Here is a 25352-nt window from a genome sequence, read left to right as displayed (position 1 = left end):
CAGTCTAATAACATTTAATTAACGGGGTTCTGTTACTGATAATCGTTTCACTAACGTAGGTACAAACGTATGGGTAATCGTAGAATCAAGTGTTTCAATAGGTGTTAGTTGTTTGGCAGCTGTTGCTAATTGAAACGCCAGTCGAGTTGCTTGTTCCGCCATTATTTGAATTGGGTAACGTACAGTTGTCAGTTTCGGATGCAGATACTTCGCAATTAACCCATCATCAAACCCAATTAATGACATTTGATTAGGAACAGTAAGGCCATTTCCTTCAAGTACAGACAAACAGCCTGCCGCCATATAATCATTATAAGCAGCAATTGCAGTGACAGGAATCGCCTTCGCCAGCAGGTTTGTCATTGCAAGCTCACCACCATCTTCATCAGGTGAACCATACTCAATATAACTTTGCGGTGCTATTAAGTTATGAGCGTGTAATGCATCTAGATAGCCTTGTTTGCGTTGTGCAGTATCTTCAATATCATGGTTAGAGCAAATATAACCAATATGCTGGTGGCCGTTTTTAATCAATAGCTCAGTTGCTAAATATGATCCTCGATGGTTATCAAGGGCAATACAACGATCGGCAATTTCAGTAATAAAACGGTTAATAAGCACCATTCCGGGTACTTCTTTTGCAAAAGCAATCAATTCAGCATTGGATAAATTTTTGCTATGAATAATTAATGTATCACAACGATTATTAATCAACAGTTCAATCACTTCGCGCTCACTATCAGCATTATGATAACCATTACCAATTAATAAATGCTTGCCATGCTGGCGGGCGATATTGTCGATCGACTTGATCATTGCGCCAAAGAAAGGATCTGATACATCACCGACTAATACACCGATAGTGTTGGTCGATTGGCTGACTAAAGCACGAGCATTAGCATTAGGACGATAGCCAAGTGTTTGCATTGCTTGTGTTACCGCGGTAATGGCGGCTTCACTGGCTTTAGGCGATTTGTTGATCACCCTTGATACGGTTGCGACAGATACATCGGCGAGCTTCGCCACATCTTTGATTGTTGCCATAATCACCTCTATTACTGTTAGAGCTATTAAACTACGGTTGTGTAAATAACGCAATTTAACTGTGTGATATAGCTAACTAATTCGAAATGATATTCTTTGTAAATCAATATTTAATTGCTAATGTAAACGTTAACAATTTTGTGTGCTTATCGCTACTATTAACCATAAAGGAGAACCCATGGATACCATTTCATACGCAGACTTCGCTAAATTAGATATTCGTGTAGGTAAAATTATTGATGTTGTCCGTCATGAAAATGCCGATAAACTGTACATTGTTCAAATTGAAGTCGGTGAGACGAAACTTCAAACAGTGACCAGCTTAGTACCTTATTACACTGAAGAACAACTGCTAGGTAAGCAAGTGGTAGTGCTGTGTAATTTAGCCAAAGCTAAGATGCGTGGTAAAACCTCAGAGTGCATGTTGTTATGTGCTGAAACAGATGATGAATCTGAAAGTGTATTGTTAACCCCTGAGCGTTTAATGGCAACCGGCGTCAAGATTGTTTAATTACTTTTTAATAAGCTCAGCAGACAGTGGCGAGGGGGATTTTTTATTTTTACATATATAGAAAATTACTGATTCGTCACTATCTTTCCTTCTTCTTCTCAGGACAGCCATAACTTTGCATATAGAGTTTTTCATAGGACGAAAATTTCATAGGACAGCCATAACCTTGTACATCAACAATAAGTAACTACACTTAAGCTTCAAGTTGCTTATGGTGAAACTGATGACAATCTCAAGACGCAAATTGATCGAACCTCAAATTACGCCTTTTTATCATGTGATTAATCGCTGTGTACGGCGTGCGTATTTGTGTGGAGATGATCCGTATAACGGCAAAAATTATCATCATCGTCGTGGTTGGATAGTAAATAAAATCAAACAATTATCCACTGTGTTTTGTATCGATGTCTGCGCTTATGCGGTGATGAGTAACCATTATCATCTGGTACTGAAAATAGATACTGAGCAGCAACAGAAGTTAACGCCGAAAGCGGTAATATCACGTTGGTTGCAGTTGTTTAATGGTCATCCTATTGCTGTCGATTTCTTAAAAGAAGGGCAAGTAGGCGCAGAAAAACAGCAGGCGTTATCAAATTTAGTCACTGAATGGCAGCAACGATTAGGTAGTATTAGCTGGTTTATGCGCTGTCTTAATGAAGAAATTGCTCGCAAAGCCAATAAAGAAGACCAATGTAAAGGCGCATTTTGGGAAGGGAGGTTTAAGTCTCAAGCTTTATTGGATGAACAAGCGTTATTATCTTGTATGATGTACGTTGATTTAAATCCGATTCGGGCAGGTGTTACACCGTCATTAGAACAATCAGATTTTACCTCGATTCAGCAGCGCATTCGTGAATATAAGCAACTGAAAACTACCGCTAAACAATCATCATTAAATAAAGCGAATTTTCGATTATTACCTTTTTTGGGTGCTGAACATCAAGCGAAAACGGCCGGAATAAACTTTGCCTTTGCAGATTATCTCGAACTGATTGACTGGACAGGCCGTTGCATTCGCAATGATAAACAAGGGGTTATAACATCGAATCAACCCAAGATTTTACAACAATTAGGAATAACGCCGGACGCTTGGCTTGAGCATAGTGAACAATTTATGGAACGTTATGCCAATGTGAGCGGAAAATGGTCTCGAATGTGCACCTTTAAGCAATATGCTGGTGGGCATTGGTGTAAAGGGAAGTCAGCGAGTCATCAGTTACATCCCAATTAAATAGGACTTTTTATAATTAGAACAAAATACCGCAATAGCTGTAAGAATTGTGGGTGTTGGCGATCGCGAAATATGGGAGTCTGATTGGTTTAACCAAAAATATGAAAAATAAGCGGTAATTTTTACAGTAAAAGACTCTACTGTTGGTGGAATAGTTTATTTTCTCGGGTGATTTTTGAGAACGAAAACTTTTGGCTGTCCGAAAATAAGTCCAAAAATAAATATGGCTGTCCATCATAAAAAATAGGATCTGAATATCTCAGATCCTAATAAATTATTCGTTTGGCATTAATAAATAGTTTTTAAAAATGCTATTTAGAATAAATTTTTCAAAATGATGTTGTCTGCATAGCTCTGATAAGCACTTTCAAACATTTTCGCAATTTCATCAGGGAAAAGTAAGAAATCCCCTTTTGCTAGTGAGTTAATAATACCTTCTGAAACGGCATCGGCAGGGGCAAGATCACCAAAGCCAACACGATTACCCATATCTGTTGCAATTGGTCCTGGGTGAACGCTTAGTACTTGAATTCCCTTTGGTTCAAATGTGTCTTTTAAGCCTTGCGTAATTGAGTATGCTGCTGCTTTAGAGGCTGAATAGGTTGTTTCTTGAAGGACGTTCTTTAAAGATGCGATAGAGTTTAGTTGAACCAAGGCACCTTGGTTACGCTCAAGAGTGTCAGCAAAGGCGTTTGCAATACGAACCAAGCCAAAAACATTTACATCCATTTCTTTAGCTAAAGATTCTAATATATTATCGGCTAAAGGAGTTGTCGACAACATAATACCGGCATTATTGATCACCAGATCGACATCTTTTGCATTTGCCGCAGCTTTATTAACTGACTCAGTACTAGAAACATCAGTTTGAATAGTGACAACTTTATCACCATATTGTTGTTCTAATTCTTTGGTTGAGTCAATATTACGTACTGCTAAATATATTTTTTTAGCGCCATGTTTAAATAATGACTCAACAATGGATTTACCGATGCCACGGTTAGCGCCTGTAACGAATGCAACTTTGTCTTTGATAATAAAGTTCATAATAGATTCCATAATAGTTTTATTTATTGGATTGTTTTAATAACTAATTGTTTTGATAATTGTTATTGTGAGAGGTTAGATACGTATTAGTTAGTTTTATTTTCAGCAACTAACTCTAATAAAATTTGTTTAAATGTTGCTTGAGGCTGCGCGCCAGAAACAGCACTAGAGCGATTAAATACAACGGTTGGTACAGCAGTGATGCCCATCTTTTGCCATTCTAATTGGCGAGATTTGATGCGTTGTCGTAGATGGTCATCTGCTAAAGCTATACGTGCTTGTTGTGGTTCAATACCAACAGCTTTTGCTTCATTAATTAGAACATCACTATCAGATATATCTTTATGCTCAGTGAAATAGGCGCTAAATAAGCGCATTTTTAACGCTGTTTGTTTACCAAGATCATGTGCTAATTCAAGCAGGATATGCGCATTTAATGTATTGACCATTTTCATGCCATCAAAATAATCAAAATTAAAACCATAAAGTTCACCGCGCTGAGTTAGCTCTGTACGTGCTCGATCACTGTCTTTGCGAGATGTACCATATTTACGTGCCATATGAGCTCGAAGATCTTCTCCCTCAATAGCCATATTTGGATTGAGTTCAAACGGTTGCCATTCGATTTCGACTTTATCTTGTAGATTTAATTCTCTGATAGCAGCGTCCAGATGACGATAGCCAATAACGCACCAAGGGCATACTACGTCAGAAATGATGTCGAGTTTAATTTTCTTATTCATTGCAAACATATCTTCCTAATTAAACGAAATAAAGCGATTTAAACGTATGCAGAGTGGTTCTTGTGTACTTCGATGAATTTACTATACCTATAATGTATCGATCGTTCAAGTAAATATTGTATCGATCGTTCAAGTTTAATGAGAAGAGTGAAAATCTAACCGAGAATTAAGATAGTATTGCTGCTAAATGAGTGAAGAGCCTTTACCATTGGCAATAATTAAAAGTATTATTGAGCAATCGTTCCAATGAGCAAGTTATTACCTATGGCCAAGAAAGCACTATATGTTCGAGAGGATGTCATTAATAAAGCGACTAAGTTGTATTGGGAAAAAGGATTTCATGCGACTTCTGTACGTAATTTACAAGATGAAATAGATCTGCGATCTGGCAGTTTCTACGCAGCATTTGGTAGTAAAGACGGTCTTTTTACTGAAGTGCTACAAAATTACACCAATATAACACTGGCTATGATTGATAAATGTCGTAGGGAAAATGACTCACCAATAGCAAGTTTGAAAGCGTTTGTTGAGTTGCAAGTGATTGATTCTATTGATAACTCACCCAATAGTATGTGCATGTTAACTAAAACATTGAGTGAGTTAACAAGTGAACAACAATCATTGATTGATATTACAAAAGCTCATCTTAGAGAGTTAACCGATAAGTTTGTTATTCTAATCGAAGAGGCTCAACATCATGGTGAAGTGGAAAAAAGCAAAAATGCGCAAGATCTTGCCGATTTTATTATGGTTCAAATTGCAGGGTTGCGTACCTTTGCTAAATTAAATACTGATAAGAGTAAGCTTGGTGAAATGATCGATCAGTTATTTTTAAATTATCCATTTAAGAATAACTAAAAATAATCATCATTATGAGTTCTATCGTTTCTCAAACAATTTTACTAAATAATGGTATTGATCACAGAACGATACATTAGCGATTAAAACCTAATTTAGTGAACTAATATTAGCGATGTTAAGCAGTTATGACATTTATTGTGTGTTAACGTCAAAAATAATAATAGCATTTTAGTTAGGAGTAACAACATGCCGCATTGTATCGTTGAATATGCGAAGGATTTAGAAACTCAAATTGATTTAAATGAGTTAATGACAACCACACATTTTTCTATTTTTAGCTCAGGCATTTTTGAAGAAGAAGACATTAAAACTCGACTGGTTCCGTATGAGATTTATCGTACAGGTATAACAGAGAAGCCTTTTGTGCATGTGACGTTAAGAATCTTACCAGGTCGCAGCGAACAACAAAAAGATATGCTTTCAGAAGTCTTATTGCACCATATTGCTGCTATGTTTAATTCTGATATTGCAATTAGTGTTGAGATAGAAGATATCAATCAGCAATCTTATCGTAAATACGTCGTGTAAATTTGCATATTTTCATTTTCTGCAATTAAACTTGCAATGAACGCTGTTTTTATGTTGTTATAAACATGTCTACTATAAATAGGAAAAGTTATGAATAAGAAACTTCTGGTGGTTGCTTTGGGTTCATTAGCATTAGTAGCGTGTAGTGCACAAGATGTTAAAACGACGCAAGAGGCAAGTATGCAAACAGGGTGTGATTATACTCAAGCTATTCCTGGTGGTTGGCAGCAAGGCGAAATTACGCCTGAAGTGACGGCTGCTGCTCAAGCTGCGGTAAAAGATATTGCTGGTGATCATCAGTTAAAAAATGTCTTACATGTTACTCAACAAGTTGTGGCTGGTATGAATTATAACGTGACATTTTCGATTGAAAATAATGACGTTTATACTGCCAAAGTCTTCCACAGTTTAAAAAATGTTTATACTGTTGAACATGTTGATAAAACCAATGGCGTCGTTTCAAATTGTGACGTAAAAAATTAATCGGTCACGCTTGGTTGTTATTTGATTGAGTGAAAAATAGCCGTTGTTATTGAGAAACTATCAATAATAGCGGCTATTTTTTTATATCAATTTTAAGGAGGTTTAAATGGTAATAGTAATACGAATATAAAATTCAAACCGTGCATGAGATTATAATAAAAAAACAGCTTAAAACATGATTACAGCTCGTTTGTGTGGGCTTTTAAATGAAGTTAAAAAAACAATAAACACATTGATATTTTTGCTGGTAATTGAGGGTTTATTGTTATTAATATAGAGCTAAGGTTTACTATTTATATAGAGCAATGATTGATGCATGTGACAAAAAAACAATTTGATGGTGAGGTATTTACGCATCAAGATTTAGCAGAAGCAACCTTTGAACAGTGTCAGTTTTACCGCTGTGATTTTTCTCGTACCAATTTAACCGATGTGTGTTTTATTGATTGTAGCTTTATTGAAGCAGGGGAAACAGAAGGCTGTAGTTTTGCCTATGCAAAGTTAAAAGATGCTAGTTTTAAAGGTTGTAATCTCGCGATGTCTAATTTTAGAAATGCGCAATGTTTTGGTATTGAATTACGCCAATGTAATCTTAAAGGTGCAGATTTTCACTATGCCTCGTTTGCTAATTATATAACCCAAAGTAGTTTTTTTTGTTCGGCATATATATCAGGGTGTGATTTAAGTTATGCTAATTTAGAAAGTGTAATGCTTGAAAAGTGTGAGTTATTTGAAAACCGTTGGCGGGGAGCTAATTTAATTGGTGTGTCATTTAAAGGTTCTGATTTAAGTCGGGGAGAATTCTCAAGCGAACAGTGGCAACAAGCAATATTTCAAGATACTAATTTATGTCATGTTGATTTAGATGAGGTTGATGTTCGTCGTGTTTCTTTAACGGGGGCTCAAATTAGCGATTGGCAACAAGAACAACTGCTAAGTAATTTAGGGATCATTGTTTTATAATTGTAGATTGCAAATGCCACAGGTGTGCAAAACAAACCTGTGGCTCATAATTGATTAAATTTTACCATTCACCAACATTAGGCTGTGAAATCCACGGTTCAGCAGGGGATAATGGCTCCCCTTTTTGCAGTAATTCAATTGAAATACCATCAGGTGAACGAACAAATGCCATGTGACCATCGCGTGGTGGGCGATTAATCGTCACACCGTTATTTTGTAGCTGTTGGCATAATTGATAAATATCATCAACGCGAAATGCAAGGTGCCCAAAGTTACGTCCACCGCTATAAGCTTCAGGATCCCAATTATAGGTTAATTCTAACAGTGGCGATTGAGTCTGGGCTGCCGCTTCTACTTGAGATGGCGCGGCTAAAAAAACCAGAGTGAAACGTCCACGTTCGCTTTCTTTTCGGTGCGTTTCAATGAGCCCTAATTGTTGGCAGTAAAAGTCCAGTGAGGCATTCAAATCACTGACACGTACCATTGTGTGTAAATATTCCATTGCTTATCTCCTGATCAAAAAAATCCCCGCGGTTTCGTGCTATAGAATAAATCAAATAAGCACAAAAACGAACGGGGATTATTCTTTATAACGGTTGCTTTTAATTCACAGCCGCGACTAATTGTTGTTTTTTATCTTGGCGAACGTGGTAAATGCAGCAACCAACGAACCATACTGAACTTACAGCGATACCAATCACAGTAGAGCCTGAAAGACCCATTGCTAAGTAGCCAAGGAAAGCACCAAAGGCAACAGTTAAAGCATACGGTAACTGAGTCATTACGTGATCCATATGGTGACTACCTGCACCCGTTGCTGACAAAATACTGGTACTTGAGATTGGTGAACTGTGATCGCCAAAGACTGAACCTGCTAATACCGCTGATAACATTGGCATTAATAAGTTAACGTCACTAGCGATTGCCATGTCACCCGCGAGTGGCAACATGATACCAAATGTACCCCAGCTAGTGCCGGTCGCAAAAGACATACCACATGATAGTAAAAATACTAACGCAGGAAGCAGTGCAACAGGTAGACCATACTTTGTTAATGATGCTAAGTATTGGCCTGTTTCCATATCGCTAACAACAGTACCAATTGTCCATGCAAATAATAGAATAATAATTGCTGGCATCATTGCTTGAACACCTTGAGGTGCAGCAGTTAACCATGTTTTTAGTGGTAGCTTTAAGCGCAGTGCTAATACAATAGATACTGCCAAACTACATAACGCGGCATACACTAATGATGAGCCGACATCAGTATGTTCGATTGAACCAATTAAGCTGAATGCTTGACCTTTAGCGGCTAACACATCAGCACCACTGATGATCATAAACACAATACTAGAAACTGTTAGTGTCAGAATTGGTAGTACCATATCAATCATGGTGCCATTACCTTCACCTTCAGTGGTGATTTCTAATCCTTTGGGATGACCTTTAGCTTCATCCCACAGTTGACCTTTACGCGCACGTTGTTCGTGTTTACGCATTGGACCAATATCTAGTTGGAATGTGATCACTACCAGCACCATCAATAAAGTAAATACAGCATATAGATTCATTGGAATCATCTGCACAAACAAAGAAATAGGGCTTGTTTCTGTAATGTCATTGGTCACTAAAATGCCACCAAGGATAGCAATAATATATGCGCCCCATGATGAAATTGGCGTGATGACACACACTGGTGCTGCAGTTGAATCTAGCAGGTAAGCCAGTTTTGCTCGTGAAATTTGAAAACGGTCGGTAACGGGACGACAAATAGGACCAACAGATAAACTGTGGAAGAAGTCATCAATGAAAAAAGCAAATACCATCATACCAGTTAGGATATTAGCACTGCGGCGATCTTTACAACGACGCACACCCCATTCAGCAAATGCTTTAGTTGCACCTGTTGCGGTCATTAAGCTAATCAAACCACCTAGTAATAACATAAACAATAACATGTTAACGTTACTGGTGTTGATAGCGCCATCAGCCCAAACTAAGCCAAGAATTTGATGTAACAGATATTGTAGTGCTGCGAGTGGGTTGTAATTATTTAGAAGGATTGATCCTGCAATAATGCCCGCGCCAAGCGATAACAATACGCGACGGGTAGTAATTGCAAGAATAACTGCCAGTAGTGCGGGTACCACTGATAGTAATGAATCAGAATATTGGATTAAATTCATGGATCTCTTAAACACCTATAATAAGGTGGAGATCTACCGAAAGGATAGAGAAACAGATTTCTTGAGAAATAATACTTCTTATCCCTTAGGGTAGCGCTCCATAGACAACATAACTATGGCAGTTCTGCACTTATTCAATACAGAACCAGCGACTATTGATGACTCAATAATCACTTCGGCGCTGACTCCTTTCCTCGATTTTCATAGGGGATCTCCCTCCAACCGAATACTCTTAGGCAGCGCGCCTCTACTCAAAGGATTAAGATTTGACTATACCTAGAAATTTCCTACAAGCAATAAAAAATAACGCTTAATTGTGTAATAGGCGTAAAATGCAGCATTTCAACGAACTGATTTTAGTTTCAATCAGTTAGCGAGGGTTTATTTCGTTATTGTTGCATATTATTTCATTATTCTGGAACATTAATCATAGGTTGAGTCAGATTATGGATATTACCTGCAAATCCTGCTTTAGTAAGATCCTTACGAATTGTAGTAACTTGATTTTCTGTAACGGGAATCTCTCTGCCGCCCAATTTTTGACGTACAAAGGTAATTAATTGTGCTAAATCAGCATCACTTAACACCGTATTGAAACTATTCATAGGCATAAAATCTATTTCTTGCTCTAAATAATTTGGTGTAAGGCCTCGAATAGTGACAGCAATGGTGTCATAAGGGTCTTTATGCATAATAATACCGTTATTAAGCAGAGTAGGCGCTATGCCTTCACGACCTTTACCGTCAGCACCATGGCAGGCACCACATGTTTGAATATACAGCCCATAAAGCTGTTGTTCTTGTTGGTGAGTATCTGTTGGTGACGTGGTTGCCAAATTACGTAAATCTGGGTTTTGAATATTTACTTGAGCTGGAATTAAATCACCAAAACCAGGAGGGTTGAGCTGGCCAACTGATTTATCCAGCACGTTATATTTATCGCCAGTAATAAGATATTCAGCAATAGCACTGACATCATCACGGGTTAAATAGCGGGTACTATTTTTGACAACCTCAGCCATGCCACCAAATGCGGTGCCTTTTTCTGAATGGCCTGTTTTTAGAAAATCGGTAAGAGAAGCAATTGTCCAACGATCTTGATAAAGCTCTGTCGCGGTAATATCAGGTGCCATCCAGCCATCAATTAAATTACCTTGAAACAGTTTATCGGCAATTAAAGCTTGGGCGATATTTCGTGGAGTATGACATTCTGAACAGTGACCTAAGCCCATGGTTAAATATTTACCGCGGCGCCAAGATGGGGTGCTATCGGCAGGGTATTCAAGTGGATCAGTATTGAGAAAGGCGATATTCCAACCCAATAGACCTAACCGAATATTACTAGGAAACATCATCTGATTATCACGATTACGAGTATTAACGTAACTAAGTGATTGCATGTATGCCCATAATGCTTGAGTGTCTGCATCTGTCACATATTGATAAGAAGAATAGGGCATTGCTGGATAAAGATAACCATGTTTTCCCTTACCTTTATGGAGTGCGTCATAGAACTCGTTATAGGTGTAATCACCAATACCAAATTCAGGGTGAGACGATATATTGGTTGAATACATGGTGCCAAATGGAGTCACAAAACCTAATCCGCCACCAAATAACTCTCCACCTTCACCAGTGTGGCAAGCGACACAGTCACCCGCGTAAGCTAAATATTGGCCTTTGGTAATTAATGCTTGGTCTAATTGAGCCACTTTATCTGTTTGAATGGTGTTTTGATGGCGAATATAAGCACCAAGCGCTTGAATCTCAGCTGCAGAAAGTTGGTTAGCAAACGCTGGCATAACGTTATTTAAACCGTTGTTAATCGTGTTAATAATACCTTCAATACTGCCATCGTGGAGCCAGATATTATCGGTTAGGTTAGGTGCACCGATTAATTGATTTCCTTGTGCATTACTACCATGACAACTGGTGCAATTTTTAGTAAAGACGGTTTTACCTTGTTGTAATGTAAAGGCGGGGGCCGAAATGATGCGATCTGCTTGTAAAGAAGCAATATAGGTAGCGACATGCTTAATGTCTTCGGCTGATAAAATAGTTTTCCAACCAGCCATAACGCCATTTCGGCCTTTAGTGATTGAATGATGAATATCTTTATCAGTACCACCATAAAGCCATACATCATCAGAAAGATTGGGAAAGTGTGTTTGACCTTCAGCTTCACTTAAATGACAAGCGGCACAATGGGTTTGAAACAATGCGTCACCAGCATTGACTATCGTTGTATCTTGACTAAGTTGTAGGTATGAACCGCCGCCATTCATCTTTGCTTGGCTAATTTGTTTTGTTAAGTCTGTAGGGTGAGGTTGAGTGGCTTCGCTGGTTGATTTCCAACCCATAAGGCCTTGCCAATTACCGAGACCTGGGTAAAGCACGAAAAAGCATGCTGATAAGACAAATGCGATAAAATAACAAAATAATAATAGCTTAGGCACTGCTGCATCATTTTCTTTAATATTATCAAAGCTATCAACAGTTTTATTCTGATCTGCGGTGTGATTTTTTCGCCAATAATAGACCACCACAATGATCATAAAAATCAGAAAGAGTAAGGTTAACACAATAACCCAGTTGCTCCAGAAAGTGTTCATTGCTGTACTCCCTGATCTTGTCCCAAACTTTGTAAGTAGGCTATTAGTGCTTCGGCTTTGGTACTACCTTTAACTGCTAGACGTGCTTGTTGTATTTCGCGGTCGTTATACGGTACACCAAGCATACGTAATGCTTTGAGTTTGGCTTCTGTATCTTCGCCATCCAGTACTTGCTCAAATAACCATGGATAAGCTGGCATAATGGAAGTAGGTACAACATGGCGAGGGTTATTTAGGTGGATTGCATGCCACTCATCAGAATATTTACGCCCAAGGTTTGTGAGATCGGGGCCAGTACGTTTAGAACCCCATAAGTTTGGGAACTCATAAATATCATCACTTTCTCGACTATAGCGGCCATAGCGTTTTATTTCGGCATCTAAAGGGCGAACCATCATGGTATGGCAAGTATGGCAGCCTTCACTAATATAAATATCGCGACCTTCTACTTCGAGTGCAGTGAGCGGTTTTGCACTTGATTTTGCAATTAATGTATTTTGATAAAAAAAAGCAGGCAGTACCCAAACCAGAAAAGAAAAGCTGGCCACAATAACGGTAGAAATTATTAAAATAAATACCGATTGTGTGAAATCTTTATTTAGCATGATCATTGACCTCTTCGGTTGAGGACGCCGTCGCTAAGGGTTGTTTAAGGGTGCGGTAAAGGTTATATATCATTAATAATAAACCCAGCACAAAACTAACACCGCCAATGAAACGGGCGAGCATCCACGGTGAAGAAAAATTCATCGCATCAACAAAGCTATAAGTTAAGCTGCCATTAGGCTGTTGTTGTAACCACATGTAACCTTGACCAATCCCTGCAATCCACAGTGCAACTGCATAAATGAGTATGCCAATATGTGCTAACCAAAAATGCCATTTAACCAAGCGATTTGACCATAATTGCTGGTGGCCCCACAGCCGTGGAATAAAGTAATAAAATACCGCAATAGCTGACATACCAACCCAGCCGAGAGCCGCTGAATGTACATGACCAATGATCCAATCAGTGTTGTGAGCAATCATGTTAAACCATCGAATCGCCAGTAATGGGCCTTCAAACGTTGCTAAAGCGTAGTAAACGATAGCCGAGAAAAAGAACCACATAATGTAATCATGTTTAAGTTTGGGTTTATTGTTGAGCAAAGTCATGATGCTATTAAATGCGCCACCCCATGATGGTAACCATAAAATCAGCGACATAACGATTCCAAGGTTTTGTAACCAGTCAGGTACTGATGAATAAATGAGGTGGTGTGTTCCTGCCCAAGTATAAAATCCGACTAAGCCCCAAAAATGAATTACAGATAAGCGGTAAGAATAAATAGGGCGTTCCGATATTTTGGGAATGAAGTAGTAGTTCATTCCAATAATACCGGCAGTAAGGAGAAAGCCGACGGCATTATGTCCCCACCACCATTGGACTATGGCATCTTCAGCACCAGAGTAAATAGAGTATGATTTCCAAAAAGTAACCGGTAACTCAAGATTATTGACAATAAAAATCATCGCAATCACGATAATAAAAGCACCGTAAAACCAGTTAGCAACAAAAATATGGGACACGGTTCTTTTTGCGATAGTTCCAAAAAATAAAATGGCGTATAGAACCCAAATAACCGCAATTAAAATATCAATTGGCCATTCAAGTTCGGCATATTCTTTTGAGGTTGTAAAACCCAGTGGAAGAGTGATCACTGCCAGAATTAAGACTAGCTGCCAGCCATAGTAAACAAACCAAGATAAGCTGCGATTAAATAGGGGAACTTTACAGGTACGTTGAACAATATAAAGCGAAGTACCCATAAGAATATTGACTACAAAGCCAAAAATAACCCCATTAGTGTGTAATGGACGTAAGCGACCAAATTGAAAATACTCTGAGTTTAAATTGAGTGCGGGCCAATATAGCTGTCCGGCCAGTATGACACCAATCGTCATGGCGATCAGTCCCCAAATAACACTGGTAACCATGAAGTATTTAACAACTTTATAATTGTATTGAATATCCATTCCAAAAACCTTTGACTATGTTATTGGTCAAAAAATGATATTGAGTCATTAATCACAGATATTTATCTCAGCAAGGAAGCTGATAATTAGTCATCATTTTTTAAAGGTGTCGATGTTACTTGATTAAAATAAAATGCAATATCCTGCATGTCTTTCTCGCTCAGAGCATCAGCTTGAGCATGCATGAGAATAGCAAGACCACCATTACGTTGACGTAATTTATAGGCTTTAAGTGCCGCAACAAAATAAGCCTGCTTTTGCCCTTGTAAATTGGGATAAGTATTGATTATGGAAATACCGTCAGCGCCATGACATGTCATACAAATAACAGACTTCTCTTTTCCTTGTGAAAATTGGGTTTCAGTAGCCGTTTCTGTTGCCACTGTTGTTATTGAAAAGAGTAAGGCGTAGAGCGAAATTAGTAATCTAACCAAAAATTTTATTGTCATTGTTATACTCAGCCTGATAATAATGGTTATTGCCGTAATGGTAATGTGTGTAAAAAACACTCTTTAAAGATAGAATAGGCATTGCTTTTTTGGAATATAAGATTGATAAAATATCGCTTAGGTAGTGTTTAAAGGCTAATGTTAGGGCTGTATTTAAATGTTTTTTAATAAAAAAACGAAACATAGTCGTGATTTAAAGGTTTTGTTTTTAATTGTGAATATAAAAAGAGTGAATATGAATGCATGCAAATGATAATAGTTTTCGTTACTATTACTTTAATTATTTAGTGTTCATAATAAGAGTTACTTACTTTATGTTTCAATGTCGACCTGCGATATGGATGTCCATTTACCAGTTTACGTTTTTCTTTGCTTATGGAGTGTATTTACCTTTTAGAGGCTTATGGTTAGAAAAGTTAGGAATAACAGATGCCGATATTGGTATGTTGGTTGGGTTAGGGTTAGCTTCTCGTTGTATTATCAATTTTACTCTCACACCACTTTGCCATAAGGTTGAACATTTAATTCCAGCACTGCGCTTGTCAATGTTTCTTGGCGTTCTAGGATTTATTTCTTTTATTTATATTGGAGAGTTAAAAGCCAGTTTTTGGGTGTTAGCTATTTTAATTATTATGTTTAATTTAGCGATTGGACCTGCGGTTGCTATATCGGATGCAATATCAAACCATTATGCAGCTGATAAGCAATTAGATTATGGCTATACCCGTTTATGGGGAGCCGTTGCTTTAACTGTTGCTTCTGCTTCAATGGGATTAATAACTAAACACTGGGGTATTACTGCTGTACCTATTTTAGGTGCGTTGGGGTTATTTATTACTTTTTTAGGCACAATGATTAAACCTACAGTGCCGATGAAATGTAATCATAAAAAAACAGATAAGATTAATATTATTAAAGTGCTATGTGATAAAAAAACATTAATCTTTATTTTAGTCGCTTCATTACTTGAAGGTAGCCATGGTGGTTATTATTTCTTTAGTGCTATTTATTGGAAGGATGCAGGATACAGCACTGAAGTGATCGGTTATTTATGGAGTTTATCTACAATTTCGGTCATAGTTTTCTATTTCATTAGCCGTAAAGCATTTTCTAATTGGCAGGTTAAATCATTATTTAAATTAGCTGCTGTTACTGTTGTTATTCGTTGGGCATTAATGGCGTATTCAACTGAATTACCAGTGCTAATTGTTTGTCAGATTCTACATGGTATTACTTTTTCCGGCACAATTTTATCATCAGTACGCTATGTTGAAGAAAACAAAAAGCATAACTATATGGGGTTACAAGCACTTTACCATGCTATTCCTGCAGGATTTGCGTTGGCATTAGTGTCTGCTGCTTGTGGTTGGATTTATCATCATAGTGATATTAATGTGTTTTGGTTTATGGCAGCGATGGGTGTACCGTGTTTATTCTTGAGTGTTATAGGTGATGGCGATGATGATAAAGATAAACAGAGAACCTATGGTCAAACAGTGCGGTTTAGTCCAGAAGAACAAAATTCAATATAATTGATTAGTAACTATTTGCTCTTTTTACAATAGTTAATAAATCGATATTTAATAATGCCTCTTATATTTTTTTCTATCTAGTTGAAAAGTATAAGAGGCTTTTTGACGTAATATTTATGGGAAATAGTTATAAAATGGACGCTTTATTATAACAAGTTAACAAATATTTAATTATTAGGTGGCATTTGCAATCATAATCTAATATTTTAGCGGGAGTTATAAAATAATAAGGATGTTTGCTATGAATTTCTTCTTTCGCGCCAAGAAAGCTGAAAAAGGAACAACAGCATCACAGGCAAAGCAACGACTTGTTAGTGAGATCTCTCGCCATAGAAGTACGCGTCATTTACAATTAATGAAAGATGAGCTTGCATCGCTATTATCACAATTTACGCATATTAAAGAAAATAGAATTGATTTAGTAAAAAATACCAAATCACAAATGGTGTTAAAAATTAATGCTAAATTAAGCCATTAATTATGTCGTGTTTTACAGTGCCAAGCTATTAAAAAGCCGACATTATGTCGGCTTTTTAATAGGTTAAAATAGCAAAATAGTGGTGTTAGCGTGCCGCTTCAAAGGCTAAAGCTTTTTTCTCAAATACGCGGAAAATTAAAGTAAGTACGCCATTAACAGCGAGGTAAAATGCACCGGCAACCGCAAAAACAGTCAACGTGTCATAAGTTTGCGCATTAATTCTTTGGGCATAACCCATAATATCCATAATGGTGATAGTACTTGCGAGTGATGTGCCTTTAAATACTAAAATAACTTCATTTGAATAGGCCGGAACAGCGCGACGAATAGCAAAAGGCAATAATACACCGAGAGTTGCTTTGGTATTCATACCTAATGCTCGACAAGCATGCCATTGACCTTTGGGTATGGCATCAAACGCGCCTTTAAATAACTGTGTGCTATAAGCTGCTGTATTTAAAGCTAATGCGAGCATGGCACAAAACCATGGTTGACTTAACCAATCCCATAAGAAACTTTGACGAATAACCTCAAATTGCCCAGGCCCATAATAGACTAAGAAGATTTGCACTAATAAAGGTGTACCTGTGAACAGAGTAATAATACCGCGACTGATCCAATGAATAATGGGCGTACGTAATATTAAGCTTGCTGTCATTAGTAAGGCTAAGCTACAGCCAACAAATAAAGAGGCGGCAGTTAATTCAAGGCTAGTAATTAACCCTTGCACCATAAGCCAAAAGTTTTGTTCATTCATGCGGTTGCTCCTTGGCTTTTATTTTTGATTACATTAGAGCCATCTTGCTCGCTGAATTTGTTTTCGATTATTTTAATGACGCGTTGAGTAATTAAAGTAATGATTAAATACACCGCAGCAGCGGTGGCATACCATGTGAAACTTTCATGCGTTGCAGCTGATGCTAACTGGGCCTGTTTGAGTAAATCTGTTACACCAATTAACGAAACTAACGCAGTATCTTTTAATAATACTAACCATTGATTGGTTAACCCAGGTAAAGCGTGACGTACAGCTTGCGGTAAAATAATACTGAAAAAAGTACGCTGTTTACTTATACCTAGTGCATTTGCTGCTTCTTGCTGACCTTTAGGGACGGCTTTTAATGCTCCCCGTATTGTTTGGGCTGCATATGATGCAAAAATAAGAGATAACGCAATCACACCAGATAAAAACGGGCTAATTTCAATAAATTCGCCAGTAATGTAAAAAATAATTTGGCCCGAACCAAAAAAGATAAAAAGTACTACTAATAGTTCAGGCAGACCACGGAGGATAGTCACGATAAATGTTGTTGGCCAAGAAATAACACGATAACGTGACATCTCGCCGCCTGCAAATAACATCGCTAAAACTAACCCTACTGCTAAACTGACAAAAGCGAGCTGGATTGTCATCCAGCTAGCTTCTAGCAGGGATTGTGAATATCCCGTTAATATCATAACTTACTTACCAAAATACTGTTCAAAGATTGCTTGGTATTGACCATTTGCTTTAATGGCTGCCAAAGCTTTATTTAATTGTTCAACTAATGCTTTATTGTCTTTATTAACGGCGATACCAAAGCCATTTCCAAAATATTTTGCATTAGTAACAGGTTTGCCGACATAAGACAGTTTGTCGCCATTGCCTTTTTTGAACCACTCTGCGACAACTGCTGTATCACCAAACACAGCATCAATACGACCATTTTGCATATCGATAAATGCATCTTGATAGCTGGTATATGGTACTGCTGTTACTGCTGGCATTTGATCGGTGATATAGCTTTGGTGAGTGGAACCATTTTGAACGCCAACTCGCTTGCCTTTAAGTGCTGCTTGATCAACAACATGATCTTTTAATGATACAAACGCAGCGGCATTGTCATAATAGGTATTACTAAAACTGACTTGTTGTTGACGGGCCGCTGTAATATCCATCGCTGAAATCGCAGCATCATAACGCTTGAATTTAAGTGCCGGAATTAAGCTATCAAATGCTTGATTATGGAATGTACAGTTGGCTTTCATTTCAGTACATAATGCTTTTGCAATATCAATATCAAAGCCTTGAATTTGATTGTTAGCATCCATGTATTCAAATGGTGCGTAAGTTGCCTCAGTGGCAAATTTAATATCTTGTGCAATTGCGTGACTTGATGCTAGACCAATCATTGCGGCTAATAGAATTTTATTCATCGCTATACTCCATGCGGTTTATTACGTAGTTCTATCTACGCGGCTTTAAAAAGGATACCTATTAGTGGTTAAGGTATTCTGCAAATTGGGGTGTTTTTGGGGTAGTGAAAGAAGCATGGCTACCATGTTCAACAATACGACCGTTTTCCATGTATAAAATATGACTTGCAATTTTTTTTGCAAAATCGACTTCATGGGTAACAACAACTTGTGTTATTCCAGTACCACTGAGATCTTTGATGATCGTAACGATTTGGCTAGTGATCTCAGGATCAAGTGCTGCCGTTGGTTCATCAAATAACAATACGTCGGGTTTCATCATCAATGCGCGAGCAATCGCAACCCGTTGTTGTTGTCCACCTGAAAGCTGTAGTGGCCATGCCTCAGCTTTATCTGCGAGCTGTAATTGCGTCAAAATATCGAGTGCTTGTTGTTTGGCGATTGTTTTAGCAATGCCTAATACTTTGATTGGCGCTTCAATAAGATTCTCAATGACGGTTTTATGCGGCCAAAGATTATATTGTTGAAACACCATGCCAACTTTACGTCTTAACGCTAAGCCTTTTTGTTCAGCAATAGGTTTAGAAAAATCAAACATATTGTCAGCAATCGTTAGTTCACCGTCAGTGGCATTTTCAAGCAGGTTTAATACGCGTAGGAGCGAGCTTTTACCTGCGCCACTTGGGCCTAATAAAACAAGGGTGTCGCCAGTACTACAAGTAAAGCTGACATCATGCAGTACTTGGTTGTGGCCATAAAATTTATTGATATTACTTACTTGAATACTCATGCTCTAATACTGCATTAATCATCACTTAATTTATATACTACTCACCACGATATCTTATGCAAGAGAAATGTATAAAAAAAGCAACATGTTGCAAATTTGTTTATTTTATAGTGCTTTGGCAAGTTATTCTACTGGATATTAGTCTTGCTAGTAACAAACATTAAACATTAAGGTGGGGTAGATACTAGAAGGAATAAAACGCGTTAAAATCACATATATTGTGATTTTTATAAAATGATTATTTAGTCATTCGTTAGTAATTTGGTATGTAAGTGGATTAATGGTTGGATGCTGGTATCGTTGTTTAGGTAAAAAAGATAATTTATTGAATAGTGGATATATATTAAACAGGAGATCTTTGAGAATGGTTGAGCAAAAAAAAGCAGCCATAGAGGCTGCTTCTGAAATGATTAAGGTGTAGGTAATTAAGCGGTTGCGGTTACAGATTGCTGGTGGCGTGATTGCGCAACCAAAATGAAACCGAAAATCGCAATGAAACCTGTGATAAACATAGCTACTGTTACCGTGAATAAACCGTAGCCAGCAAAAGCTGAAACCAAACCACTGGCAGCGAAACATACCATCGTTTGCATAAAGTTCAATAGACCAGCAGCAGTCGCACTACAATTTCTAAAGTCAGATAATGCAGCGCTAATAACTAACGGGTAAATAGCACCATTAGCTACAGCAAGGAAGCAGAATGGAATCAGAATTGGCCAGATAGTCGTTACAGTCATTGAAATAGAGATAACAAACATGATTAACACGCTGCTAAAGAACAATGCCAAAATCCACGGTAATAGTTTCTTGCTTTCGAAATGATTTAATAATGAACGACAACCATAACCACCGACAATAAAGGCAACAGTTTGTGGTGCATAGCTCAAGCCAATATCAGTGCCTGAATAGCCCATTGCTGACATTACAAACGGTGAACCGGTTAGGTAAGCAAAGAAAGCTGCTGAACATGCTGCGAAGATAAGCATGTTGCCCCAGAATTTTTTTGAACTCAGGATTTGAGCGTAATCTTTACGCAACTTAGTCGTTAACTTTTCTTGCTGCTGGCTAAGGTTGGCACTTTCAGACTCTTTTAACGTCATGATAGCCAATACTGCGCCAAAGCCAACTAATGCAATAAAGATGCTACGCCAGCCTAATTGATGCTCAAGCATTGCACCAAGTAAAGGGGCTAAAGCTGGAGAAAGAGCAACTAACGGCATGATGGTGGCAAAAACACGCTCAGAAACTTTACCGTCGTAGCGGTCAACAACAACTGCTTGCCAGATAACTGTTGCACTACATGCACCTAGTGCTTGTACAAAACGTGCAGCAAGGAATACTTCAATATTAGGAGCAAACGAACAGGCAATAGAAGCAAGGCTGAACAGCACCATGCCGCCAACAAGTACTTTAATACGTCCAACACGATCAGAGAGAGGACCATAAATAACTTGGCCTAATGCCATACCAAGCAAAAATACGCTGAGTGATAGGCCGATAAGAGATTGGGTTGTTGCAAAGTCGGCGCGGATCGTCTCAAACGAAGGTAAATACATGTCAGTGGCTAGGAAACCTAGCATACTTAGACATGCAAACCAAAACAGGGTTATTTTAGATGGTTGATTTTTCATTTTATACTTTTCGTCAATATTACAATTTCCGCTAGTGTAATACTGGTTTTAATGGCTGTGAAACGCTAAAATTTAAACCATGCTTTCAAAATATTTGATGTGATATGTTTTCCTATAATGATCTACAGGTTATTGACGTTGTTGCCCGTCGTGGCAGCTTTTCAGGTGCAGCAGAAGAACTGCATAAAGTACCCAGCGCTATTAGTTACACTGTAAGATTGATAGAAGAGCGTTTAGCTGTCGAATTATTTGTTCGATTACATCGACAGGTTAAACTAACACCTGCAGGGGAATATTTTGTCGAAGAATCACGCAAAATAATCAAACAAATGCAGTTAATGAAATACCAAACTCAACGCGTTGCAAATGGTTGGTCACAAAATGTATCTGTCGCTTTAGATACTGTTGTGCGTCAAAGTCGCGTTAATATGTTGGTTCGTGATTTTTATGAACACTTTCCTGATGTCGAATTGCACCTTACGATGGAAGTGTTTAATGGAGTATGGGATGCATTGGCTGATGGACGGGCAGATATTGCAATAGGCGCAACAGCCGCAGTGCCTGTAGGTGGCAGCTTTGATTATCGTGATATGGGAACATTAACTTGGAAGTTCGTGATTGATCCTCAGCATCCGTTAGCAAGTTGCGATCACCCATTAGAACCACATGAGTTGGCGCAATATCCCGCGGTTTGTTTAGAAGATACCTCACGCACACTGCCAAAACGTATTACTTGGTTGATGGATAATCAACGCCGTATTCTGGTTCCAAATTGGCACAGTGCGATGCAGTGTTTAAAGGCAGGGTTAGGTGTAAGCGTAGTACCCAGTCATATGGCTGTCCCATTAATTGAAACGGGAGAGTTAATTGAAAAAGAGCTCGCTATCAAACCATCAGTTAGCCCATGTTGTTTGGCATGGAATACTGAAACCATGAATCCTGCGGTAACTTGGCTGCTAGATTATTTAGGCGATAGCGAGCAATTACATCGTCAATGGGTACGTTGATGAATCGCACAATAAACGGAGTGTGAGGCGGCTGGATATAAGTGTTTATTTATATCCAGCGCTGCGGCACTAATTTTTTAAGGTGTGGTAACCGGCCCAAATACGGGTGGTAGTGGTTATCCAACATAAAGAACCAAAAATCCATGCGATAGTGGCGAAGTGTTGTGGGAATAAACAAAACAGCACGAAGCAGGCGATAGTTTCAGTACCTTCCGTTAGGCCACCAATGTAGTACAACGACTTTTGTTTATATACAGGGCTTTCTATCTTGCGTTTACCCGCCATGATAGCAAATGCAAGAAAGCTTGAGCCAGTACCTATAAAAGAGAAGATTAAGAACGCACCCGCTATCGCATTTTGACTTGGATTGGCCAGTACAAATCCAAATGGAATTAACGAATAGAACAAAAAGTCCAGTGTTATATCAAGAAACCCACCGCAATCAGTGATCCCTTGCCGACGGGCAACTGCACCATCTAAGCCATCAAATAATCGATTAATAACAATAAAAAACAGGGCTAATCCATAATATTCAAATGCAAGAGCAGGTAGGGCAAAGAGACCAATTGCAAACCCACTAAGGGTAATTTGGTTGGCACTAATACCATAATTTTCAGGTAATGCTGCCAGCTTTGCTAAAGGTTGACGTATAAGAGTAATGCTGTAACGGTCAAGCATGGTATTTTCCGTATTATTTAGTGCCAAGGCCAGTGTAAGACATCACTGTTAGTAGGAATATCATCATCATCATGAGTAACCATTAATGCAGGAATGTTGCGTTGTTGAATTTGGTCAAATACAAATTGGCGAAATGCAGCACGCAATGTTTTATCTAATTTGCTAAATGGCTCATCAAGTAATACGGCTTGTGGTTGAGATAATAACAACCGCATCATGCTGATCCTTGCTCGCTGTCCACCGGATATTTGATGAGCTTGTTGATGTTGTAAATCAAGCAAATCTAACTCGTCCAGTGTTGCTAATGCCATCTTTTTTCGTTGTGGTCCTTTTATTTGGGAAGGTAAGCCAAACGCTAAATTCTGCCAAACATTAAGATGAGGAAATAATAAGTCATCTTGAAAAACAATCCCAATATGGCGCATATTCGGTGCTAGTGAAATGATAGATTGTTGATTTAATTGAATATCACCCGTTGCTGTGAAGTCAGCAGCTAAATGACCAGCAATTGCACTAAGAATGGTTGATTTACCACTACCACTGGGGCCCATGAGGGTCTTTATTTGTCCATTTGCAACATCAAAGCTAAGAGGGCCTATGAGGATGTTATTGTTATTATGGCGTAAAGTCAGTTGTGAAACAGACAGCGTCATAAGGTCACCTTTGTTGTTGGTGTCTCAGATGTTTGCTGTTTTGCAAACATCATCGCGAGTGTAAAAAAGATTAAGGGTAATAAACCTTGTAACAGACCATAAACGGCGCTGATACGACGATCTTGACCACTTGCAAGAGTAACAGCTTCCGTTGTTAGGGTTGGTATACGCCCTGCGCCAAGCATTTGTGTCGGAAGGTATTGTGCGAAACTAACACTACACCCAACCGCAAATGCTAACCATAATGCGGGTTTTAATTGTGGAAATTTTACTCGCCACCATGTTTGCCACCCTGTGAGTCCTAAGCTGCGTGCGGTTTGATCTAACCGTTGATCATAACTCCGCCATGGCCCATCTAACGTTAGATAAATATAAGGGAATACATACAACCAATGGCTCCAGCCGACCCATAACCAAAAATGTTGTCCAGTCACAAAAGAGACCGCTATTTGCATACCAAACAATAGCGATAATTGCGGTGCGACCATTGGAACAGCAATCAACATCGTCGGAATACCGCGGTGGTATTTTTGACGGTATTCAAGACAAATAATGGCCATGAATAATGCGCAAAGGCTACTGGTTAACGCTAAAACAATGCTGTTACTCATCAGTTGTTGCAGTGGCTCAAGTTGTTGTTGCCAAAAACGAAAGCTGTATCGACTCGGTAATAAATCAGGAAATCGCCAACGTAGGGCAAATGACCACACTGCTAAAATTGGGAGCATGATTAATGGCAGCAATAATAAGCTGTAGCTGCATAAAGTTGCAATTACTGATGATGGTTTAGAGTTACGTGACTGAGTCGATTGTGCGCCACGGTATTGCCATGTTGTTGAATATGATAAAAACCACCATTCAAGATAGCGCAATAATCCAAACGAACAAATAACAATAGCTAACAATAATAATGCAGCCGCTGCTGCACGTGGAAGTTGAGTTAAATCGGCATCAGTAAACCATTGCCAAATGAGCATTGATAAGGTACTCGGGTGAGTAGGACCAATAATTAATGCCACATCGACAACTGCTAGCCCATAACCAGTAACGGCAAAAATTGCCAAACGTAATCTGGGTAACCATAACGGTAGAATGACGCTTCGCCATGTTTGTTGGTGGCTATACCCGAGACTCACTGACACATTATAAAGCCGTCTGATATCGAGTTGTTTTAATATACTCAGACTCATTAATAATAAAAACGGTGTCTCTTTAATCGCCAATGCAAATAGTAACCCTAAACCATAACGATCATGGATCAGAATTGGGTATAGCGTATCAGCTAGCCCAAGATGGTGCCAAATACGTGCTAGCCAACCAGTAGATGAAAACAGTAATCCAAACCCAAGCACAAAGGCAACATGCGGAAATGCTAACAGTGGCGCTAATAAGCGTTCAATTTTTTGCCATTGTGTCGTTAGCCAAAAATGACGCAAAATCAAATAGCACCACCATAAAGCAAGTGCCGTGCTTCCTACACCTGTTAATAATGTTAACCCAATTGAGTGACTAAGATCTGGCCAAGAAAACAGTTGTTGCCAACCTAACAACGAGGGTTGATGCATATTTAATGCTGGTAACCATGCCGCAGCAGGCGCCAAAATACCCACAAAACCAATTATTAATGGGCCAGCAAATAGCAATAAAGTAACAATAAAGATAAGGGCTAACATAGGGTTTACATTGCTCTCAGACGAAGAAGCTAACTTGCTA

At 38.5% G+C, this 25352-nt stretch carries 26 protein-coding genes and 1 riboswitch; of the genes, 9 read left to right on the top strand and 17 right to left on the bottom strand.

Going from position 1 to position 25352, the window contains the following annotated elements; genetic code table 11:
• Positions 1-18: 18 nt before the first annotated feature.
• Complete coding sequence (locus tag PAND9192_RS04970; RefSeq protein WP_087852791.1) at positions 19-1044, bottom strand: substrate-binding domain-containing protein; 1026 nt, start codon at positions 1042-1044, stop codon at positions 19-21.
• A 178-nt stretch (positions 1045-1222) separates the two neighbouring features.
• Here PAND9192_RS04970 and PAND9192_RS04965 point away from each other — a divergent pair, with 178 nt between their 5' ends.
• Positions 1223-1555: a tRNA-binding protein gene (locus PAND9192_RS04965; protein ID WP_087852790.1), complete on the top strand. Its 333-nt coding sequence runs from the start codon at positions 1223-1225 to the stop codon at positions 1553-1555.
• A gap of 223 nt (positions 1556-1778) precedes the next feature.
• Positions 1779-2786 carry a transposase gene (locus PAND9192_RS04960; protein ID WP_087852789.1) on the top strand — a complete coding sequence of 336 codons (1008 nt, stop codon included), beginning with the start codon at positions 1779-1781 and terminating at the stop codon, positions 2784-2786.
• A gap of 315 nt (positions 2787-3101) precedes the next feature.
• Here PAND9192_RS04960 and PAND9192_RS04955 read toward each other — a convergent pair whose 3' ends face one another.
• Positions 3102-3833 carry an SDR family oxidoreductase gene (locus PAND9192_RS04955; protein WP_087852788.1) on the bottom strand — a complete coding sequence of 244 codons (732 nt, stop codon included), beginning with the start codon at positions 3831-3833 and terminating at the stop codon, positions 3102-3104.
• Positions 3834-3919: 86 nt separating this feature from the next.
• Positions 3920-4576: a DsbA family oxidoreductase gene (locus PAND9192_RS04950; RefSeq protein ID WP_087852910.1), complete on the bottom strand. Its 657-nt coding sequence runs from the start codon at positions 4574-4576 to the stop codon at positions 3920-3922.
• A gap of 264 nt (positions 4577-4840) precedes the next feature.
• Between PAND9192_RS04950 and PAND9192_RS04945 the strand changes: the two genes are divergently transcribed.
• The 4 genes from PAND9192_RS04945 (at position 4841) to PAND9192_RS04930 (ending at position 7411) form a co-directional block, all read left to right on the top strand.
• On the top strand, positions 4841-5434 hold the full coding sequence (locus PAND9192_RS04945; protein ID WP_087852909.1) for a TetR/AcrR family transcriptional regulator: 594 nt from the start codon (positions 4841-4843) through the stop codon (positions 5432-5434).
• Between the two features lie 189 nt (positions 5435-5623).
• Positions 5624-5965 carry a 5-carboxymethyl-2-hydroxymuconate Delta-isomerase gene (locus PAND9192_RS04940; protein ID WP_087852787.1) on the top strand — a complete coding sequence of 114 codons (342 nt, stop codon included), beginning with the start codon at positions 5624-5626 and terminating at the stop codon, positions 5963-5965.
• A gap of 90 nt (positions 5966-6055) precedes the next feature.
• A complete protein-coding gene (locus PAND9192_RS04935; RefSeq protein WP_087852786.1) occupies positions 6056-6448 on the top strand; it encodes a cystatin domain-containing protein in 393 nt (130 codons plus the stop codon).
• Positions 6449-6760: 312 nt separating this feature from the next.
• Positions 6761-7411, top strand: coding sequence for a Qnr family pentapeptide repeat protein (locus PAND9192_RS04930; protein ID WP_087852785.1), 651 nt, complete (start codon positions 6761-6763; stop codon positions 7409-7411).
• Positions 7412-7472: 61 nt separating this feature from the next.
• Here PAND9192_RS04930 and PAND9192_RS04925 read toward each other — a convergent pair whose 3' ends face one another.
• From PAND9192_RS04925 to PAND9192_RS04900, 6 genes are all read right to left on the bottom strand, one after another.
• Entirely contained in the window at positions 7473-7913 is a 441-nt protein-coding gene (locus PAND9192_RS04925) for a VOC family protein (protein WP_087852784.1), read from the bottom strand.
• A gap of 100 nt (positions 7914-8013) precedes the next feature.
• Positions 8014-9597: a Na+/H+ antiporter NhaC family protein gene (locus PAND9192_RS04920; RefSeq protein ID WP_087852783.1), complete on the bottom strand. Its 1584-nt coding sequence runs from the start codon at positions 9595-9597 to the stop codon at positions 8014-8016.
• Positions 9598-9680: 83 nt separating this feature from the next.
• Positions 9681-9855, bottom strand: a riboswitch (Lysine riboswitch).
• A 152-nt stretch (positions 9856-10007) separates the two neighbouring features.
• Positions 10008-12209 (bottom strand): cytochrome-c oxidase, cbb3-type subunit III, encoded by a 2202-nt coding sequence (gene ccoP / locus PAND9192_RS04915; RefSeq protein WP_087852782.1) that lies wholly within the window; start codon positions 12207-12209, stop codon positions 10008-10010.
• Positions 12206-12814, bottom strand: coding sequence for a cytochrome-c oxidase, cbb3-type subunit II (gene ccoO, locus PAND9192_RS04910; protein ID WP_087852908.1), 609 nt, complete (start codon positions 12812-12814; stop codon positions 12206-12208). The genes ccoP and ccoO overlap by 4 nt, the downstream gene beginning before the upstream one ends.
• Positions 12804-14225, bottom strand: coding sequence for a cytochrome-c oxidase, cbb3-type subunit I (gene ccoN, locus PAND9192_RS04905; RefSeq protein WP_087852781.1), 1422 nt, complete (start codon positions 14223-14225; stop codon positions 12804-12806). The genes ccoO and ccoN overlap by 11 nt, the downstream gene beginning before the upstream one ends.
• A gap of 86 nt (positions 14226-14311) precedes the next feature.
• Positions 14312-14608 carry a c-type cytochrome gene (locus tag PAND9192_RS04900; RefSeq protein WP_306341502.1) on the bottom strand — a complete coding sequence of 99 codons (297 nt, stop codon included), beginning with the start codon at positions 14606-14608 and terminating at the stop codon, positions 14312-14314.
• Between the two features lie 380 nt (positions 14609-14988).
• Between PAND9192_RS04900 and PAND9192_RS04895 the strand changes: the two genes are divergently transcribed.
• On the top strand, positions 14989-16206 hold the full coding sequence (locus tag PAND9192_RS04895) for a 3-phenylpropionate MFS transporter (protein WP_087852779.1): 1218 nt from the start codon (positions 14989-14991) through the stop codon (positions 16204-16206).
• Between the two features lie 241 nt (positions 16207-16447).
• Positions 16448-16684, top strand: a complete 237-nt coding sequence (locus PAND9192_RS04890; RefSeq protein ID WP_060997483.1) for a cell division topological specificity factor MinE — start codon at positions 16448-16450, stop codon at positions 16682-16684.
• An 85-nt stretch (positions 16685-16769) separates the two neighbouring features.
• Here PAND9192_RS04890 and artM read toward each other — a convergent pair whose 3' ends face one another.
• The 5 genes from artM to punC all read right to left on the bottom strand — a co-directional run bounded on the left by artM (position 16770) and on the right by punC (position 21301).
• Positions 16770-17441 (bottom strand): arginine ABC transporter permease ArtM, encoded by a 672-nt coding sequence (gene artM, locus PAND9192_RS04885; protein ID WP_065168587.1) that lies wholly within the window; start codon positions 17439-17441, stop codon positions 16770-16772.
• Complete coding sequence (gene artQ / locus PAND9192_RS04880; RefSeq protein WP_087852778.1) at positions 17438-18142, bottom strand: arginine ABC transporter permease ArtQ; 705 nt, start codon at positions 18140-18142, stop codon at positions 17438-17440. The genes artM and artQ overlap by 4 nt, the downstream gene beginning before the upstream one ends.
• Positions 18143-18145: 3 nt before the next feature.
• Positions 18146-18880: a lysine/arginine/ornithine ABC transporter substrate-binding protein gene (locus PAND9192_RS04875; protein WP_087852777.1), complete on the bottom strand. Its 735-nt coding sequence runs from the start codon at positions 18878-18880 to the stop codon at positions 18146-18148.
• Positions 18881-18941: 61 nt separating this feature from the next.
• On the bottom strand, positions 18942-19670 hold the full coding sequence (gene artP / locus PAND9192_RS04870) for an arginine ABC transporter ATP-binding protein ArtP (RefSeq protein ID WP_087819923.1): 729 nt from the start codon (positions 19668-19670) through the stop codon (positions 18942-18944).
• Positions 19671-20095: 425 nt separating this feature from the next.
• The gene (gene punC / locus PAND9192_RS04865; RefSeq protein WP_087852776.1) at positions 20096-21301 is read right to left on the bottom strand and encodes a purine nucleoside transporter PunC; all 1206 of its coding nucleotides are present in this window, start codon (positions 21299-21301) and stop codon (positions 20096-20098) included.
• 104 nt (positions 21302-21405) lie between these two features.
• On the opposite strand from punC, the gene punR reads away from it, so the two are divergent.
• Positions 21406-22308, top strand: coding sequence for a DNA-binding transcriptional activator PunR (gene punR / locus PAND9192_RS04860; RefSeq protein ID WP_087852775.1), 903 nt, complete (start codon positions 21406-21408; stop codon positions 22306-22308).
• A 69-nt stretch (positions 22309-22377) separates the two neighbouring features.
• Here punR and PAND9192_RS04855 read toward each other — a convergent pair whose 3' ends face one another.
• From PAND9192_RS04855 to PAND9192_RS04845, 3 genes are read right to left on the bottom strand one after another with little or no spacing between them, the layout of a single operon-like run.
• A complete protein-coding gene (locus tag PAND9192_RS04855; RefSeq protein ID WP_087852774.1) occupies positions 22378-22986 on the bottom strand; it encodes a CDP-alcohol phosphatidyltransferase family protein in 609 nt (202 codons plus the stop codon).
• Positions 22987-23003: 17 nt separating this feature from the next.
• The gene (locus PAND9192_RS04850) at positions 23004-23639 is read right to left on the bottom strand and encodes an ATP-binding cassette domain-containing protein (protein ID WP_087852773.1); all 636 of its coding nucleotides are present in this window, start codon (positions 23637-23639) and stop codon (positions 23004-23006) included.
• Positions 23636-25312 (bottom strand): ABC transporter permease, encoded by a 1677-nt coding sequence (locus PAND9192_RS04845; RefSeq protein WP_087852772.1) that lies wholly within the window; start codon positions 25310-25312, stop codon positions 23636-23638. The genes PAND9192_RS04850 and PAND9192_RS04845 overlap by 4 nt, the downstream gene beginning before the upstream one ends.
• Between the last annotated feature and the right edge of the window lie 40 nt (positions 25313-25352).

Source organism: Photobacterium andalusiense, from assembly GCF_900185625.1.
Lineage (GTDB): Bacteria > Pseudomonadota > Gammaproteobacteria > Enterobacterales > Vibrionaceae > Photobacterium > Photobacterium aquimaris.
This window is presented reverse-complemented; position numbering and strand designations above follow the sequence as displayed.

What these genes read in the sequence shown, in the direction of transcription:
- PAND9192_RS04970 (WP_087852791.1), bottom strand. Translation starts at nt 1,044, where the DNA reads ATGGCAACAATCAAAGATGTGGCGAAGCTCGCCGATGTATCTGTCGCA.
- PAND9192_RS04965 (WP_087852790.1), top strand. Translation starts at nt 1,223, where the DNA reads ATGGATACCATTTCATACGCAGACTTCGCTAAATTAGATATTCGTGTA.
- PAND9192_RS04960 (WP_087852789.1), top strand. Translation starts at nt 1,779, where the DNA reads ATGACAATCTCAAGACGCAAATTGATCGAACCTCAAATTACGCCTTTT.
- PAND9192_RS04955 (WP_087852788.1), bottom strand. Translation starts at nt 3,833, where the DNA reads ATGAACTTTATTATCAAAGACAAAGTTGCATTCGTTACAGGCGCTAAC.
- PAND9192_RS04950 (WP_087852910.1), bottom strand. Translation starts at nt 4,576, where the DNA reads ATGAATAAGAAAATTAAACTCGACATCATTTCTGACGTAGTATGCCCT.
- PAND9192_RS04945 (WP_087852909.1), top strand. Translation starts at nt 4,841, where the DNA reads ATGGCCAAGAAAGCACTATATGTTCGAGAGGATGTCATTAATAAAGCG.
- PAND9192_RS04940 (WP_087852787.1), top strand. Translation starts at nt 5,624, where the DNA reads ATGCCGCATTGTATCGTTGAATATGCGAAGGATTTAGAAACTCAAATT.
- PAND9192_RS04935 (WP_087852786.1), top strand. Translation starts at nt 6,056, where the DNA reads ATGAATAAGAAACTTCTGGTGGTTGCTTTGGGTTCATTAGCATTAGTA.
- PAND9192_RS04930 (WP_087852785.1), top strand. Translation starts at nt 6,761, where the DNA reads ATGCATGTGACAAAAAAACAATTTGATGGTGAGGTATTTACGCATCAA.
- PAND9192_RS04925 (WP_087852784.1), bottom strand. Translation starts at nt 7,913, where the DNA reads ATGGAATATTTACACACAATGGTACGTGTCAGTGATTTGAATGCCTCA.
- PAND9192_RS04920 (WP_087852783.1), bottom strand. Translation starts at nt 9,597, where the DNA reads ATGAATTTAATCCAATATTCTGATTCATTACTATCAGTGGTACCCGCA.
- ccoP (WP_087852782.1), bottom strand. Translation starts at nt 12,209, where the DNA reads ATGAACACTTTCTGGAGCAACTGGGTTATTGTGTTAACCTTACTCTTT.
- ccoO (WP_087852908.1), bottom strand. Translation starts at nt 12,814, where the DNA reads ATGCTAAATAAAGATTTCACACAATCGGTATTTATTTTAATAATTTCT.
- ccoN (WP_087852781.1), bottom strand. Translation starts at nt 14,225, where the DNA reads ATGGATATTCAATACAATTATAAAGTTGTTAAATACTTCATGGTTACC.
- PAND9192_RS04895 (WP_087852779.1), top strand. Translation starts at nt 14,989, where the DNA reads ATGTTTCAATGTCGACCTGCGATATGGATGTCCATTTACCAGTTTACG.
- PAND9192_RS04890 (WP_060997483.1), top strand. Translation starts at nt 16,448, where the DNA reads ATGAATTTCTTCTTTCGCGCCAAGAAAGCTGAAAAAGGAACAACAGCA.
- artM (WP_065168587.1), bottom strand. Translation starts at nt 17,441, where the DNA reads ATGAATGAACAAAACTTTTGGCTTATGGTGCAAGGGTTAATTACTAGC.
- artQ (WP_087852778.1), bottom strand. Translation starts at nt 18,142, where the DNA reads ATGATATTAACGGGATATTCACAATCCCTGCTAGAAGCTAGCTGGATG.
- PAND9192_RS04875 (WP_087852777.1), bottom strand. Translation starts at nt 18,880, where the DNA reads ATGAATAAAATTCTATTAGCCGCAATGATTGGTCTAGCATCAAGTCAC.
- artP (WP_087819923.1), bottom strand. Translation starts at nt 19,670, where the DNA reads ATGAGTATTCAAGTAAGTAATATCAATAAATTTTATGGCCACAACCAA.
- punC (WP_087852776.1), bottom strand. Translation starts at nt 21,301, where the DNA reads ATGAAAAATCAACCATCTAAAATAACCCTGTTTTGGTTTGCATGTCTA.
- punR (WP_087852775.1), top strand. Translation starts at nt 21,406, where the DNA reads ATGTTTTCCTATAATGATCTACAGGTTATTGACGTTGTTGCCCGTCGT.
- PAND9192_RS04855 (WP_087852774.1), bottom strand. Translation starts at nt 22,986, where the DNA reads ATGCTTGACCGTTACAGCATTACTCTTATACGTCAACCTTTAGCAAAG.
- PAND9192_RS04850 (WP_087852773.1), bottom strand. Translation starts at nt 23,639, where the DNA reads ATGACGCTGTCTGTTTCACAACTGACTTTACGCCATAATAACAATAAC.
- PAND9192_RS04845 (WP_087852772.1), bottom strand. Translation starts at nt 25,312, where the DNA reads ATGTTAGCCCTTATCTTTATTGTTACTTTATTGCTATTTGCTGGCCCA.